Source organism: Vibrio marisflavi CECT 7928 (genome assembly GCF_921294215.1).
Lineage (GTDB): Bacteria > Pseudomonadota > Gammaproteobacteria > Enterobacterales > Vibrionaceae > Vibrio > Vibrio marisflavi.
In genome coordinates, this window is sequence record NZ_CAKLDM010000001.1 from 680,850 (window position 1) to 694,638 (window position 13,789).

Here is a 13,789-nt window from a genome sequence, read left to right on the forward strand (position 1 = left end):
CAAGACGAGTTTATACAGTATTTTTTTTAAAAATAAAATATATATATTTAGAACGTTTTTCTGTAAATATTACATTGGTTTTTGGTTGCCTAACTTTTAGAAGCAATAGTTACAATATAACAGTATGATGTTTTGCTTTGTTGTAATAAAAGTTTCATAGTAATGTGCTTGTCGAATAATGGTTTTTTACAAACGTGATGTAATGGTTAAAAGATACGAAATAGGTTTATTGTGACTTCCAAGGTGGGTTTTATATAATTATTAAACTATCATTACTAATAGTGAAAATGATTTGTCATTGATTTCGAATGTAATACCTAGTTTGGATTCGATACTAATTGAAACTATTCTTGCTAAGTGTATATAACTTTCTAATCGGCGAAATACGGTAAGAGGGGAGTTAGCTCTCATAGCTATATTAGTGATCTACTTAATCTTAAAAATAGGAATCGTTCTCAAGTTGTTTCTCGCGTAGATTATAGTTGTGTTACTAATGAATAATTTACACTCGTGACAACATTGGTCGAGTGATATGTACTCATGAAAATAGTAAATGAAGCGAATAAGCTTGCTGCGCAGACATTAAAAATTTGTCTATGATAATGTTAGCTGCGAACTACCTGGCCTTGATGTAGTACAAGATGATATAACTTCTCATTTAGTAGCTAAATCATATTTAAGATCACAAAATAAGTATTGATAGATTGTCTTGGATAAATCAATTGGGGCAATATGTTCTTCGTTGACGTTATGTAAGTACAAATGAGAGCGCTCTCATTTATTGGTGGCTTGTTGGTATAAAGGTATTTAAATCAAGGTGATAAAGGTATGATTAAGATTTTTCTTTGCTGTGCAGCTGGGATGTCTACATCGATGGTTGTGAATAAAATGAGACAGGCAGCACAACATGAAGGTATCGAAGCAGAGATTAATGCGTACTCAATATCTGCATTTGAAACAGAAGTAAAAAGAAATGATGTTTGTCTTGTAGCTCCACAAGTTAAATATAGATACCAAGAATTTAGTAAACGATGCCAAGAGGAAAACGTTGCTTGTGGGCAAATCGATATGATGCACTATGGCATAATGAAAGGAAAAGAAATATTGCAACAAGCAATTAACCTAAAAGGTTAGCTTGTTGGTTATAAGTTGTTGTAATTATATAAGTATAACCACTCATAAATAAGATCTGTGAAGCATAATTATTGTGGCAATAGGTTTATTTATGAGTGGAAATTAAAGATAACAAAGTTAACGCCTTCAAAAATATAACATTATATTAATTCTTGCTCATTAGTATGAGCACTGATTAACGTGATTCAATGAATACTATTGATAAATAGGGAGATTTTATGTCACTCATGAATTCTATTATGAATTTCGTCGAGCGTGTTATTGCACCATTCGCCGGCAGAGTAGCTGGCCAAAAGCATATATGCGCTATTAAAGATGGCTTTATTTCTACCATGCCATTTCTGATTGTTGGCTCGTTACTTTTGGTGTTAGCGAACCCGCCGGGGACAGGAAACGCGTTCTTAGATGGCTGGCATGCGGTAATAAAGTTCATTGGCCGTGACAATATTGTTGGCCCTTACTTTGTTAGCATGGGAATTTTTGCTCTGTATTCAGCTTATGGTATTGCCTACAACTTAGCAGAAACGTTGAATACCAAAGGTGTAAGCCCGATGAACTCGGGTATGTTATCCATGTTCTCATTTCTGCTCGCAGTAGCACCTGTAGTATGGACTGGTGACTTAGGTGGTGTGATCCCGATAGCTTATCTTGGTGGTGCTGGTGCGTTTACTGCGATTATATGTGGTTTGTTTGTACCAACGATGCAGACTTTCCTTGTAGAGAAAAACATACGAATTGTCATGCCAGAAGCGGTGCCTGAAAAGATTTCAGCTTCATTCGATTTGCTAATTCCAGTTGTAGTGATGAGTTTGTTTGTCGGCGTTATCAATGGTGTCCTAGGCCATTTTGACCTGAATATTGCGACGGGTATTATGGCTCTGTTTAGTCCATTAGTAGATGCGTCTGATACCTTCATAGCATTTGCATTGGCTATTTTGTTAATCCAACTACTATGGTTTGCTGGTATTCACGGAGCTTCAGTAGTCCTAGGCGTTATCGGTCCTCTGTTGCTTGTTAACTTAGGTGCGAACCAAGAAGCGCTTGAGGCAGGAAAAGAGTTGCCTGCTATTTTCATTAACCCTGTAATGGACTTTTTTGTCTTTGTTGGTGGTTCTGGTGGTACTTTGGCCTTGGTTTGTTTAATGGCTCGTTCCAAATCCGCTCACCTGCGTACAATCGGTAAAATGTCGTTTATACCGGGCGTATTTAATATCAATGAGCCAGTGATTTTTGGTACACCGATTGTTATGAACCCTACCTTTTTCGTACCTTGGATTGTTGCGCCGATGATCAACGCTTCTATTGTATGGAGTGCATTCAAATTTGATTTTGTATCCCACGTGATAGCTTTACCTCCATGGACAATGCCTGCTCCAATTGGTGCAGTAATGTCTACAAACTCGATGTTTGCCGCCGTAGTTGTCATCATCTGCTTTATCGTGAGTGGCTTAGTATATTACCCATTCTTTAAAACCTATGAAAAAACACTCATTGAGCAAGAAGAGCCAGAGCAGCTAGAAAGAGAAGAGCAAACTCTATCACCTTCGAAAGCACACTAGCTTACTAATGGGCCGCCACCTTTGGCTTAATTTACTAAAGGTGGCGCAGTTAGAATAAGTTTAAACGGTGAGTCGAGTGGTTAATTCTCTTTATTGCGGACATTATAAAGATATAGGGTAGAGCAACGTATGAAATTGATAGTAAACATTGACGATTTTGGTTTGACTGAAAGTGTCAATAAGTCGGTGGTTGAGTGTTTTCGTTTTGGTATCGCTCAGTCAACGACAATGATGATGAACCAACCCGCAACAGAGCATGCAATTGAGCTAATTAAACAGGGGTTGGTTCCTAATGTTGGTCTGCATATTACGCTGACTAGTGGCCGCCCCATATTAGAGCCAGGCGTTGTGCCCGATCTTGTTGATGACAATGGGTTCTTTTTAAAGCAAGACAAAGCGCTTAGTTTAGCGAGTCTTGATTATGACCAAGCTTACAATGAGTTTAAGGCACAGTATAATAAGGCGGTTCAAGCGGGGATCAAGCTTACTCATATAGACAGCCATCACTTTGCTGCGGTATTTCCGGCTTACAAAGAAGTCTTTATTGCTTTCGCAAATGATGTTGGGTTACCAGTACGACGTGTCGATCATGTGCTGCCAGGTTGCTCTGGATTAGCTGTAGCAACGACTGAAGCATTCAGTGCAAACTTCTATGGTGACGGCGTCACGTTGGACACGCTGAAATCAACAATACTGGAGTACAGTCAAAAATTCCCAGATGGTACGCTTGAGTTAATGAGTCACACGAGCTTGGAAGGGGACACTCTACTGCCGGAATTGTCTAGTTATACTGATAAACGCGTAGATGAGTTCAATTTATTAACTTCCCAAAAGCTGAAAGATTGGTTGGTAGTGAACAACGTTGAGTGTACTAGCTTCAAGTCGGTGTAAAGTAGATTAGGTTACTTGTCTTTGATAGGAATATGAATTGATAGGCTTCGCTCAATTTCCCCATCAACCATTTTCGGAATATAGAGCTCAAAATCCGGCGATTCAGAATATTCATAGCGTGATTTGGGTAGCCAGCTTCCCCAAATATATTTGAGCGTCTCTGGAAGCAGAGACGCATCTGCTTTATGAGTAAATACAGCATAGGTGCTCGCCGGAATTATGCGACTAATCATACCATCTGGGACTGGAGCATCATTCTGCACCGCAACCGAGCATATGTAGCTAAAGCCCACATTGTCACCTGTTTCAACGTACTCTTCATATACCCCAAAGGCCTCTTCTCCGATCCTACCTTTTATTTGTCCCAAATATGGACGAAATGCCGACCACAAGGTATTCAGATCTAGATCGTCTTCTGTATAACGTTTTGCTACACCTACGACACGTGTTTCCGGTCGAACTAGAATTCGTGGCTCCATACTAAGGCTGTGCTGTAAATGGTTTAGCATATCTGGGCTAAATTGTTCACGTGAAACAATCCGTGAAAGCTTGCCTTGCGAACGATATCTATCAGGAGTTAGATTAAACTGTTTTTTAAACGCACGAGTAAACGCTTCGTGTGATTCAAACTGGCAATCCAGAGCGATGTCTAAAATGGAAACATTGGAATTGATCAGACGATCTGCAGCAATAGTTAAACGTCTTTTACGTAGATATTCTTTAGGCGTATCTCCCACAAGCGCGCGGAAGATACGGCTAAAATGATAAGTCGAGTAATGAGACGCTTTCGCTATGGCGTGCACATCTATGGACTGAAAGATGTTTTTCTCAATAAAATCGATACTATTAAAGATCCGTTCCATGATGCTTCTCAGTATTCTGCCTGTTAAACAATTCGCTATTGTAAGAAGTTAGCAACTTTTTCCATTAGCTTTCCGTTCATCGCTATTGCTTTTTTTGTACTCATTACATACTTGAGCATAAACGCCATTACGCGATTTTTCATTCCAGGAATGATTACGACTTTGCGTCCTAAGCCATTTAATGCAATTTTCGCAACAGTTTGTGGGCTCATTATTGCCATAGGGGTCTTACTGAAATCAACACCTGTTCCTTCTAACATTGGTGTAGAGGTTGGTCCGGGAACAAGAATAGATACATCAACGTTGTAATGTTTCATTTCCCAGCTTAGTGATTGACCTAAATTTTGTACGTAGGCTTTTGAGCCAGCATAGTTAGAGAAATAAGGACTAGGCATAATTCCTGATAAGCTAGTCACAAGCAAAATGCCACCGCGCTTTTTTTGCTTCATTTGTTTGGCAAAGTGGTGAGTCAGTGCATAAACAGAAACGACATTTACTTGAAGTAGTTTTAGCTCATCGTTAACGTTGATATCAGTAAATCGTCCGTTGTTTTCTAAAGCTGTAGAAGGTACAAACAGGCCAATATCATAGTCTTTCGTATTATCGATTATTTCTTGGTAGCCTTTTGGTTGGCTTAGATCGACTGAAATGGTATGGACATCGATATTGTAGCGGCGTTTAAGGCTAAAAGCGGTTTGCGCGAGTTTATCTCTACTTCGAGCTGCAATAATTAGATTAATTCCTGCTTGCGCAAGCTCTTCAGATATCGCCGCGCCAATGCCAGATGTACCACCAATCACTAGTGCCCATGGGCCGTATTTGTTAGCAAGTCTGTTTGTCATTGTACTGTCTCCTAAACATTAATCGCTTCACTCACAACTAAGGCTTAGCGATTAAATGTTAAGATAGTGACAATTCAAAAAGCTCTCTTGATATTTCTTGCTATCTTTACGGAGATTTTCTTTGCGAAGATTGTTGCGTCAGGTTAATGGAGCAATCTCTATAGCAAATATGCCGTGGATAGGGATCATTTTCTTGTACTCATGGAAGCTGTTGAGAAGTTCAATACCTTCCTCTTTTGTATTGGATAGGGTAGAAAGTACTTGCATGCCTTCGTTGTCTAATAGCTCTCCTGCGTCGTTATACCTACGGACATCTACAACTTCGACAGTTAACGCATCTGGTTCGATAATGTCTAAGCCAATAAAAGGGGGACCAGAGATGATTTGGAATTGTATCAAGTCACCTTTATTCAGTTGTTCATAGCGGATTTTTTCATAACTGTTGTTGGTTCTTATTTCTACTTTCTTTACCCCGGAAATTATCGCTTCTAAAGGTCTTTTGTAGATTTCGAGCTTGTATGTGGCCATGTCTAATACTTTGTATAATTGTTATGTTTATTCGTAGGAGGCGATAGTACGTGTTATTTCTCTTACTATAAACGCAAAACTTCAACTATCGAAAATGGTGATTGCAAAAAAGTATTGATTCTATCGACGCAAAACACTTTCAACAAATAGGGTTATAAAGGGTTTTGTCAGTAAATCTGTGTGATGAAATGAGATTTACATCTCGTTACATTATGATTTAAACAGTAATCATGCGCCAACATTTTGGTTCATATCTTAATTGGTGCGCATTGCTATGCATTATCTACATTTTGTTTTTGGTTTAATTGTTGTACTTGGGCTCGCTTTGTTAGCGAGCAAAGATCGGAAACGCATACAAATGCGTTACATTGTGCAGCTGTTAATTATTGAAATGGCCGTCGCTTATTTCCTTCTAAACTCTTCAATGGGTACTGGAGTTGTGGTTAAGTTTGCGGATGGCTTTAATGGTCTAATGGAATTTGCTGCACAAGGCACCAACTTTGTGTTTGGTGGTATAACCAACGATGGCGCATTTGCATTTTTCCTACAAGTGTTGATGCCAATAGTTTTTATATCTGCACTTATCGGCATACTACAACATATCAAGTTACTACCCATTGTTATTAAAGCTATTGGTTACGTACTTTCAAAGATCAACGGTATGGGGAAACTGGAATCTTTTAATGCAATTAGTGCGTTAATGGTAGGTCAGTCTGAAAACTTTATTACTTACAAAGATGTTCTAGGAAAAATGTCAGAACGCAGAATGTATACGCTTGCGGCAACCGCTATGTCTACGGTGTCTATGTCTATTGTGGGTTCGTATATGCAGCTTATTTCGCCTAAATATGTTGTAGCCGCTTTGTTCTTAAACATGTTTAGTACATTCATTATTTTGTCGATTATTAATCCATACGATCATGAAGCAGAAGTGAATTTTGATGAGATGGTTGCTTCAGAATCTGGCAAGCGATTGAGTTTCTTTGAAATGCTTGGAGAGTATATCTTAACTGGTTTTAAAGTAGCGGTGATTGTCGCAGCAATGCTGGTCGGGTTTATTTCACTGATCGCAATGATTAATAAGCTATTTACTATGGAGTTTGGAATAAGCTTTCAAGATATGATTGGTTACGTGTTCTACCCAATTGCTTGGTTAATGGGAATTCCGGCACATGAGGCACTAAAAGCTGGTGGAATAATGGCAATTAAACTGGTCTCTAATGAGTTTGTAGCAATGATTGCTTTGAAGAAAGCATTAGCAGAGTTCTCAGCACATACTATTGGTATCATATCTATCTTCCTTGTTTCCTTTGCAAACTTTAGCTCAATCGGGATTATTGCTGGCGCAGTAAAAGGTGTAAATGAAGAGAAAGGTAACATGGTTGCTCGTTTCGGATTAAAACTACTTTATGGTTCAACTCTAGTGAGTATTTTATCCGCGCTAATTGCAAGCATCATGATTGTATAGATATTGTTGAGTAAATAAAATAAAGCCAGGCTATGTTCTGGCTTTATTTATTTTTGTAGTTAATGTCTAATCATACTAAAGTAGTAAAATCAAGCTTTTCATTACCACATGTTCCTTTGTTTTCAATATTGGAATTTCAATGTTAATGTTTTCTTACAAACGTATTGGTTGTTTTATTTGTGAGAGTTTTTCTAATTACTATTTTAATACTAATGGCTTAATAGCCATGTGTACTTTGTTTGTAATATTTCCTTACGGTTGAAAATAATTTGGAAGATATCAAATATACAAGGTAATTTTTCATATATAGAATGGTGCGTATTAATTGGGATAGATAAGTTGAGTTAATTCACTGTCTATGACTTCAATTGGCAAGGAGCTATATATGTTGAATTTCATTTCAAAGTACGTTCGCTATATCTCGTTGATACTATTAATGATGTCATTTAATTCTCTGGCTGAAAACAAAAATATAAAACAGAGAGAGTACGCTTACTTGAAGGTGACGATAAGCAGGGTGTTAGGATTAGGTGGCAATTATAGCATTTACTTAGCTAATAGTAATGGCGAGATATATAAAAAGGTACAATCTATTTCACTGGGTAGTAACGAGTATCAGTTTGAATATCGAGTTCCATTAAGTATTTTGTCAGATCAGTTTTATGTCGCGACTTGTCGAACGAATCAGGACTGTTTCTACTCAGAATTGAAATACAAGCCAGCTCTTAACCAACCACTTTTAATTAACGCACCTATCTCTCTGGTTTCAACACTCAACTATTATAAAAATCACAATCAAACTCGACTTTTTGAGGAGGTATTGAGTAGTACAAAAGATAAACTCGCTACCGACGGAGTTAATATTTTCCCATACAACAGCATTGATTCTGACTTCACATCGATGAAAGGCTTCTTCTCAAGTTTTGGCATAGGCATGTTCAATGCGAGTGCTTTTTGGTTAGTACAATCGACTGTTGGGCAAATATGTAAATCTACCGGGGGAGGTTTATGTGACTTCTTGAGCCCTGAGGCTGGCGGACATAGTGGTTTTGAGCAAATAAGTCAGCTTTCTGCAAAGCTGACAGAAATAAAAGACCTCATTGTAGCGCTTAGCGAAAAGTCAGATCATATGCTTTCTCTATTACGAGATATGTATGATAGCCAAATAATGAAAGCGTTTTATCAAGCTGAGAACCATGTTGCATCTAGGTTCGAACACTATCAAGTAGAGCTAAAAGAAGCGTTGTTTCAACAAGGTTCCACAATAGAAAACTATATTCCTACCAGAGATGAACTAGAAGTTATTTACAATACTTTAAATGACAACTTCTATCAGCATTTCGCTATGTTGTTTGATTCGGAAGGACAGACAGGACCTGCTCGACCGTATATTCCATTGTCCTATACCGTTAATCGTTATTTTGAGTCTCTCTCCGATAGATATTATGCGGACAGCAACTTTTCTCAGCAAAATGGTTTTAGCTTTAAATTTAGATATTCCAACCCAGCGTCAGAAAACCCGAACTATAACGTTGTCACACCGTATTTGGCATTTATTGTTCAGGAGCACTTAACCAGAACATTAACTTCAGTTTTGAAATGGCATCAACTAAAGGTTCATGCGCTGTCTGCTTACTCGCACTATCAAAATAACCCGTCTACTGACGACGCTGCAGAGATATCACGTAAGTTGATGAGCCTAATCGCTTTGCAGGATGGACTAAACGAAAGTGAGTGCGTAACAAATATAGATACTTGCATAGAGCAGCTTAATGAGAATATGGATCAGTCAGTACAAATACTGAAAGACTCATATCTGAAGTATGCAGGTTTGGTAGAAATGAACGTAATACGTAATGTGAGCAGTGGTAGAGTGGTACAGATTGTTTCAGGGTTAGCTTCTACACCTGTTACGCTAGGACAATCAGATCGTTACACTAGGCCAGTGGCTAGTTTTAGCAATATGTTTCCTACAGCAGATACACTCTTAAGCTCTTACCCAGAAAAAACACAACAGCAGGTTGATAGGCTACTAGAGCTAAAGTTAGATATGTTTGATCAAATTAATGAGTTGACGGGCATGTATCCAGTTCTCTCTGATCCTACGAGAAATAGTGATATCAGTTTTCTATCTCATGCTTTTGAATCCCCTCAGAATGTTACACTTGAGGATGCTATGCGAATGACGGGTTCGTATATATATCAGGACCTATTGGATTCAAACGATGTTCACTCGAAGCCGACGTTAATACACTACAACCATATGTCTAAAGAGCCGGAGATATTTCCCAGCATTGCATTGAACCAAGCTTTGCCTGAAAACAAACGCTGGTCTTGGGATATGAGCATTAGTCCTTGGATCATCCCTCGCGATCATGTGGGTATGGTGGGAGTAAGTCTTTCGCTTCCTGACTCGATACAAGGTCGAACTCATTATGTAATCAATAGGAGTAGCGCTCATGCAAACAACACTTCGTTTTACCTTGATGTTGAAGATAGTTACAACGAGAACGACAACAAGTTAGATCTTATTTTTAAAAGACCTACATATGTTTATGTTAGAGGGCAGCACAAGCCGGAAGTTACGGGTGATGGCGTGTTAAAACTGTTTATTACTGAAGACCCGAAATACGGGGGCGCACTACCTCCTTCGTATATTTATGAGGAGATCCCAATCAATGCGACGTTTTTTAATAGCCCTACATTTTTGGGTTCATTTGGATGTACAAATTTAGTAAGTAATGATGTTTTGGAAGTGTTCTTACCTCCTAATCGTACTATTGCTGATTTGAACGTAAATGTGTCCGGTGAAGCCACCAAATACGTAACTTTTGACAAAGCACAAAGAGGCGATAGAACATACATTCGATCAAGGTGTTTACGCGATACGATATGGGGTGGGCCAGATCCCAATATAAGTGGAAAAGTCAATGTATCTATAGCTGGAGAGCCTCAGCTGAATAGAGTTTTTGACTATAAAATCCTAATGCTGTAAACGGTAGAATAGAGAGCTCAGGCATCATAAGGTGGCTGGGCTTTTTAACACATTATTTGCAGTTAAATTGCAGGTGAGCTAGTTCACCCATCAGTGAATTAAAATTTGCGCCAAATTATTTTGATCCATTTTTCTCGCTGGTTCGTAAATGTTCACGGTACCAAAAAATACAGATATGAATTTGATAGAGGATAGTCAAAATGTTTATGAATATAAGGAAACCCCTAACGGTACTGTTAGCAGGAATGATGTTTTCAGCTATGGCTTTTGCATACAGCAGCCAAAGCGTCAAAAAAGATATTGTTGATGTAGCTGTAGAAAACGGCTCGTTTAATACTCTTGTTGCAGCGGTTGAGGCTGCTGGACTAGTAGATACGTTAAAAGGAGACGGTAATCTTACCGTGTTTGCGCCAACAGATGCTGCTTTCGCCAAGTTACCTGACGGTACGGTTGATATGTTACTAAAACCAGAAAATAAAGATAAATTGATTGCTGTACTCACCTACCATGTTGTTCCCGGCAAAGTAATGGCAGAGGACGTAGCTAAAATTGATAGCTCTGAAACTATTCAAGGACAAAATATTGCTGTTAGTGTAAACAATGGCAACGTAATGATCGATAATGCCAAGGTTGTTATTGCTGATGTTAGAGCAAGCAATGGTGTTATTCACGTTATCGATACAGTCTTACTACCAAAATAAACAGGTACAGTTTTCCTTCCAATAGGCTCCTTCCAGGCTTCACTCCACACGGACGTGGGTGAAGCTATTTTTACGCTTCGCAGCTCGAAAATAATCTATGTAAAACAACTTACTTAGACTATGCTGGATATGAAAAGTTAGGTTATTTCAATAAACAGTAATGTAGATTTGATGCAGTCAACTTTCTGAGTTTTTAACTTCATTGAAGTAAAAAGTGATCTTTTATTTCTTCCTATACGTATTTAACGGTAAGAACTAAAAAGAGTACGCTTCACATGGAACAGATTCAGCACAGCTCCGCATCGATCTCGGGAGAGCGTCCAATTTCTCAAAGCAAGTATATTCAAGCCCATCCTGAGTTAAGTAGGTGGCTATCTTTAGTTGCAATACAACAAGACAAAGAAGCGTTTTCTATTTTGTTTAAGTTTTTTGCGCCTCGGATACAACAGTTTGGCTTAAAGCAGTTTCGCAACGAAAGCCAAGCGAATGAACTTGTTCAAGACACCATGACAAATGTCTGGAGAAAAGCTCACCTTTATGACGCAAAAAAAGGTGCAGCGACTACTTGGATTTATACCGTCATGCGGAATGCCGCTTTTGACCTTTCCAGAAAGGCAAAAAGTAAACCCGAGCAAAATATTGGCGATGATATTTGGCCTCTAGATCAGGTGTTGTCGTCTAGCAATGAAGCAAGCATGCTTAGCGATGATTACTTAATGTCGAAGCATCTTCACCGGGTCGTAGAGAGCTTACCAGAAGCGCAAAAGGTTGTGGTTCAGGGCGTTTATTTCCAAGAGCTAACTCAGGAGCAACTTTCCGTGCAACTGGGTGTGCCTATTGGAACGATTAAATCGCGGTTGCGATTAGCGTTAGAAAAAATTCGCTCGCAAATGAAGGAGCAGGACAATGATTAAACATCACCCAAGCCATGCAGTATTAAAAGAGTTTGTGTCTGGAAATTTACCTACCTCTCTTTCGCTAATCGTCGCCAGCCATGTTGAAATGTGTCCAGAGTGCCAGATTATCGTAAGTAAACTGACAGAAGAAGTTGCTCTAGCGGCATTTGATTTGACAGAAGATCACGCTATTTTTGATGAGGCTGCTTATGAGCTCGATGACTTAGAAGACATAGATACAGACTTAGTTAATGAGATTACCAACCAACCTGTTGAGCAAACCAATACCAGTCAAGTTATGCCCTTAGAGATTGAGCTTTCTGGTAATACAATTGTTCTACCAAGAGCACTGAGCTCTATTGGTGTGAATGAATGGAAAGGGTTAGGGAAAATATCTCGAGCGAGGTTGAATCTAGATGATGAATGCCGCAGGACAAGTTTACTTTGTATCGAGAAGGGCGGCAGCATACCAGCTCATACACATCGAGGCTTTGAGGTTACATTGTTACTTCAAGGCACTATAGAAGATGAGTTAGGCAGTTATTGTGCTGGAGATTTTATATGGTTAAATGAATCTCACAACCATACCCCAGTGACAAAAGAAGGTTGTGTCTGCCTAACTGTTTGCGATGACGCACTTCATTTCACTCAAGGTGTTAGTAAGGTCTTTAACTTGTTAGGCAAGCTTATTTATTAGAGCATTTACTACTACTTTTAGCTTTGTGTGTTTGATTTAGATCAATGCTAAGTTCATTATTCAAATTTTTATTTTCAAATGATGAATTTAGCATCTAAGTTAGAATATGAAAGCGAGCGTGATTATCAGCTTCACTTAAAGCGACATTATAAGTAATCCCCCTACTTAAACTAGCTGCTAAATTTAGCCTGTGATAGCAACAAAGCTTTCAGCTTCTACAATCATATAAAAGTCATGACACGAGAAGGGAAGGTAGTATTTTATGGAATTAAAGCAAGATCCAAGATGTTATACTGACGTGTGTGTTGATGGTAAGTGGTATCATTACGATCACTGTGGAACTAAGGCTTATATGCTGAAAGGCGGCTCAGCCCCCGAGTTTGAATTACCTCGAGAGCCTTCAACAGAAAATGAACTGATAGAATTACTTAAAGAACTCTAATATATCATGTGTCATTAGTTATATTGGCTAAGGATCTAATTTCTCACTATGAAAGTGCAGAGTTGTTTTCTGGCTCTGCATACACATCATTTTAAAAATTATTCCCAGACTAAATAGCCTTTGAATCAATAGTCAAGTCTAGTACTTTAATCTATGAACTAGAGATTTAATCACTATCGACATATGCTAAATGTTCTTTCGCCGACAAAGTGCAAGTTGAGGAAGTATTGATAGTTAGTATGTTTAGTTTGAGTCTCATATCATTACTTTTTGCTACTGGTGATTTTCAAGTCAAGTAGAAACAGCTTTCGCGAATCTAAATAGTTGAAAACTTGCAGTAGTACACTTTTCCTTGGTTAAGCACTTGGAAAAGCAAGCCAACCTACACTAAAATTTGTAATATAAACGTCTAGTTACGTACTTTAGTAGAGGAGCAGTTATGAAAGTAGTTATAGAGTTTCTAGAGACAGGCCATTATAAAGACAATGCTTGGGAAGGAGACATGTATATTGAGAAAGGGGAGCGTCGAGCCGTGACTCCTGCTTACGCAGCTCAGTTAGTCGATGAGAAAAAAGCGATATTCCAACGAGTTGATGAAGAGAAGTAAAGAGATTCCCACACAAGTTAAATAGTCTAAAGGCGCAGCCCTGTAGTGAAACGCTTTGCTATTTATGCTCTCCAGTTACTCTTCTGGAGAGCAAGCTCCCTCCTAATACCAGTCATTTTCACTAGTCCACGATTCGCCACGTCCACAAACTATTGTCCAACAGTAT

13 protein-coding genes are annotated in these 13,789 nt (G+C 38.6%); 10 read left to right on the top strand and 3 right to left on the bottom strand.

The features are described from left to right. The first annotated feature begins 828 nt into the window (after window positions 1-828). From L7A31_RS03010 to L7A31_RS03020, 3 genes are all read left to right on the top strand, one after another. Complete coding sequence (locus L7A31_RS03010) at window positions 829-1,134, top strand: PTS sugar transporter subunit IIB (RefSeq protein WP_237360021.1); 306 nt, start codon at window positions 829-831, stop codon at window positions 1,132-1,134. A gap of 218 nt (window positions 1,135-1,352) precedes the next feature. Continuing rightward, window positions 1,353-2,693 (top strand): PTS sugar transporter subunit IIC, encoded by a 1,341-nt coding sequence (locus L7A31_RS03015; RefSeq protein ID WP_237360022.1) that lies wholly within the window; start codon window positions 1,353-1,355, stop codon window positions 2,691-2,693. 129 nt (window positions 2,694-2,822) lie between these two features. Continuing rightward, window positions 2,823-3,584, top strand: coding sequence for a carbohydrate deacetylase (locus L7A31_RS03020; RefSeq protein WP_237360023.1), 762 nt, complete (start codon window positions 2,823-2,825; stop codon window positions 3,582-3,584). An 11-nt stretch (window positions 3,585-3,595) separates the two neighbouring features. Here L7A31_RS03020 and L7A31_RS03025 read toward each other — a convergent pair whose 3' ends face one another. The 3 genes from L7A31_RS03025 to L7A31_RS03035 all read right to left on the bottom strand — a co-directional run bounded on the left by L7A31_RS03025 (window position 3,596) and on the right by L7A31_RS03035 (window position 5,817). After that, the gene (locus L7A31_RS03025) at window positions 3,596-4,447 is read right to left on the bottom strand and encodes an AraC family transcriptional regulator (RefSeq protein WP_237360024.1); all 852 of its coding nucleotides are present in this window, start codon (window positions 4,445-4,447) and stop codon (window positions 3,596-3,598) included. Between the two features lie 35 nt (window positions 4,448-4,482). Next, window positions 4,483-5,289, bottom strand: coding sequence for an SDR family NAD(P)-dependent oxidoreductase (locus tag L7A31_RS03030; RefSeq protein ID WP_237360025.1), 807 nt, complete (start codon window positions 5,287-5,289; stop codon window positions 4,483-4,485). A 138-nt stretch (window positions 5,290-5,427) separates the two neighbouring features. Beyond that, window positions 5,428-5,817, bottom strand: coding sequence for an ASCH domain-containing protein (locus L7A31_RS03035; protein ID WP_237360026.1), 390 nt, complete (start codon window positions 5,815-5,817; stop codon window positions 5,428-5,430). Window positions 5,818-6,091: 274 nt separating this feature from the next. Here L7A31_RS03035 and L7A31_RS03040 point away from each other — a divergent pair, with 274 nt between their 5' ends. The 7 genes from L7A31_RS03040 (at window position 6,092) to L7A31_RS03070 (ending at window position 13,623) form a co-directional block, all read left to right on the top strand. Next, window positions 6,092-7,285 (top strand): NupC/NupG family nucleoside CNT transporter, encoded by a 1,194-nt coding sequence (locus L7A31_RS03040; RefSeq protein ID WP_237360027.1) that lies wholly within the window; start codon window positions 6,092-6,094, stop codon window positions 7,283-7,285. A 385-nt stretch (window positions 7,286-7,670) separates the two neighbouring features. Continuing rightward, window positions 7,671-10,280: a hypothetical protein gene (locus tag L7A31_RS03045; protein ID WP_237360028.1), complete on the top strand. Its 2,610-nt coding sequence runs from the start codon at window positions 7,671-7,673 to the stop codon at window positions 10,278-10,280. Window positions 10,281-10,480: 200 nt separating this feature from the next. After that, a complete protein-coding gene (locus tag L7A31_RS03050) occupies window positions 10,481-10,981 on the top strand; it encodes a fasciclin domain-containing protein (protein ID WP_237360029.1) in 501 nt (166 codons plus the stop codon). 275 nt (window positions 10,982-11,256) lie between these two features. Continuing rightward, window positions 11,257-11,895: a sigma-70 family RNA polymerase sigma factor gene (locus L7A31_RS03055; RefSeq protein ID WP_237360030.1), complete on the top strand. Its 639-nt coding sequence runs from the start codon at window positions 11,257-11,259 to the stop codon at window positions 11,893-11,895. Then, complete coding sequence (locus L7A31_RS03060; RefSeq protein WP_237360031.1) at window positions 11,888-12,574, top strand: ChrR family anti-sigma-E factor; 687 nt, start codon at window positions 11,888-11,890, stop codon at window positions 12,572-12,574. The genes L7A31_RS03055 and L7A31_RS03060 overlap by 8 nt, the downstream gene beginning before the upstream one ends. 262 nt (window positions 12,575-12,836) lie before the next feature. After that, on the top strand, window positions 12,837-13,016 hold the full coding sequence (locus L7A31_RS03065; RefSeq protein ID WP_237360032.1) for a hypothetical protein: 180 nt from the start codon (window positions 12,837-12,839) through the stop codon (window positions 13,014-13,016). A 439-nt stretch (window positions 13,017-13,455) separates the two neighbouring features. After that, a complete protein-coding gene (locus tag L7A31_RS03070; protein WP_237360033.1) occupies window positions 13,456-13,623 on the top strand; it encodes a hypothetical protein in 168 nt (55 codons plus the stop codon). Window positions 13,624-13,789 lie beyond the last annotated feature (166 nt).